This window comes from Achromobacter sp. RW408 (genome assembly GCF_003184165.1).
GTDB lineage: Bacteria > Pseudomonadota > Gammaproteobacteria > Burkholderiales > Burkholderiaceae_B > Achromobacter > Achromobacter xylosoxidans.
In genome coordinates this window covers 1-1,469 of sequence record NZ_QHHO01000028.1, presented here as the reverse complement: position 1 = coordinate 1,469, position 1,469 = coordinate 1, and the positions used below count along the sequence as shown (strand labels likewise).

Annotated in this window: 2 protein-coding genes and 1 tRNA gene; all 3 read left to right on the top strand. The window is 62.5% G+C overall.

Annotation, left to right across the window (positions count from 1 at the left end; genetic code table 11):
* Positions 1-226, top strand: a 226-nt coding sequence (locus DK459_RS30945; RefSeq protein ID WP_110134619.1) for a DUF4224 domain-containing protein, incomplete at its 5' end; no start/stop codon positions are given.
* The gene (locus DK459_RS07505) at positions 201-1,283 is read left to right on the top strand and encodes a tyrosine-type recombinase/integrase (RefSeq protein ID WP_199234268.1); all 1,083 of its coding nucleotides are present in this window, start codon (positions 201-203) and stop codon (positions 1,281-1,283) included. The genes DK459_RS30945 and DK459_RS07505, both read left to right, overlap by 26 nt.
* A gap of 90 nt (positions 1,284-1,373) precedes the next feature.
* Positions 1,374-1,450 (top strand) — tRNA-Met (locus DK459_RS30590).
* The last annotated feature ends 19 nt before the right edge of the window (positions 1,451-1,469 follow it).

The window sequence follows — 1,469 nt, the reverse complement described above, 5'->3', positions numbered from 1 at the left end:
TGCGCAGATCCGGTATCTACAAGGCCTGGGCATCCCGGTCAGCCGCAAGCCCAGCGGCCGGCCGCTGGTGGGCCGCACGGCCTTTGACCGCGTCATGGCCGGCGCCCCCGCGGAAGCCGCGAACGACACGCATGCGCCGCCGGCTTCTCCGCAACCGGATCACGCCGCGCTGCAACAACTTTTCAACCGACAACGGAAGCATGGGACGCAAGCGAAAATCGGCTGACCTGGGGCTACCGCCGCGCGTCTACCTCAAGCATGGCGCCTTCTACTACGTACACCCCGGCAGCGGAAAATGGGAGCGGATCGGAACCGATATCAACGAGGCGAAGCGGCGGGGCAACCTGTACAACGACCCGGCCGGGGAATACGGCACCGTGGCGTACTGGCTGGGCATGTTCCTGGCCGACTGCCAAAAGCGAATCGGTCTGCCCAAGCTGCGTCGCGGTATCGCGCAGCGCACCTATGACGACTACGAGGCGGCCATCACACCGCTGACGGCATTCTTCGGAAAAATGCAGCCGCCTCAAGTCCAGGGATATCACGTCGCGCAGTACCTGGACGCCGGCGCACACGCGAACCGGGCCGTACGGGCGAACCGGGAAAAGGCGTGCCTGTCGGCGGCCTTCTCTTGGATGATGCGGAAGCCGGAAACCGGGGTGAAGGTCAATCCCTGTTTCGGAATTGCGCGCAACCCCGAGCAGAAGCGTGACCGGTACGTCGACCACGACGAGTACACCCTGATCTATGGCAGGGCTTCCAAAGCCGAGCAGATTCTGATGGAGCTGATCTACCGAACCTTGCAACGGCCCGAGGACATCATCACCTGGACCACCGCCAACGTGGTCAACAAGCGCGAGGCCGATGGCACCATCCAAAGGGTGATCCGCAACCGGCAGGCGAAAACGGGCCAGGTAGTCGACATCCGAATCACGCCGGAAATGGAGGCGATCCTGGCCAAAGCGGCGCCCGCGGATGCCCTCCTCGGGCCAGGCCTGCATCTCGTGCGCACGCGCAACGGGGATCCGTATACCTACGACGGGATATCGGCGATGCTGCGGCGCCGCATTTACAAGGCGGTGAAAGAGGGGGAGTTGACGGAACCGTTCGGGTTCTACGATTTGAAGGGAAAGGGCGCGACCGACATGTGGCTGGCCAACGTGCCACTGACCGAGATTCAGGTGCTGTGCGGGCACGAGTCCGTGCGGACGACGGAAATCTATGTGAAATCGCGCTGGAGGGGGACAGTCAGCCCCAACAAAACGGCGTTGCCGGCCGTCTAATATCAGCAGGCGAAGCCAGGAAAGACGCGGCCGCCAGAGGCGGCGCAGATGTGGAAATTTTGGACAGTTTCGGGAGGAATATCTATATTTGGCGCGGGTCTGCGGGCTGTTCAGACACCGGAATCATAATCCGCAGGTCCCCTGTTCGAATCAGGGATGCGCCACCAAAGAATTCAAAGGCCTCCG

Excerpts from the sequence above, each read along its gene's own strand:
- DK459_RS07505 (WP_199234268.1), top strand. The coding sequence starts at position 201 with ATGGGACGCAAGCGAAAATCGGCTGACCTGGGGCTACCGCCGCGCGTC.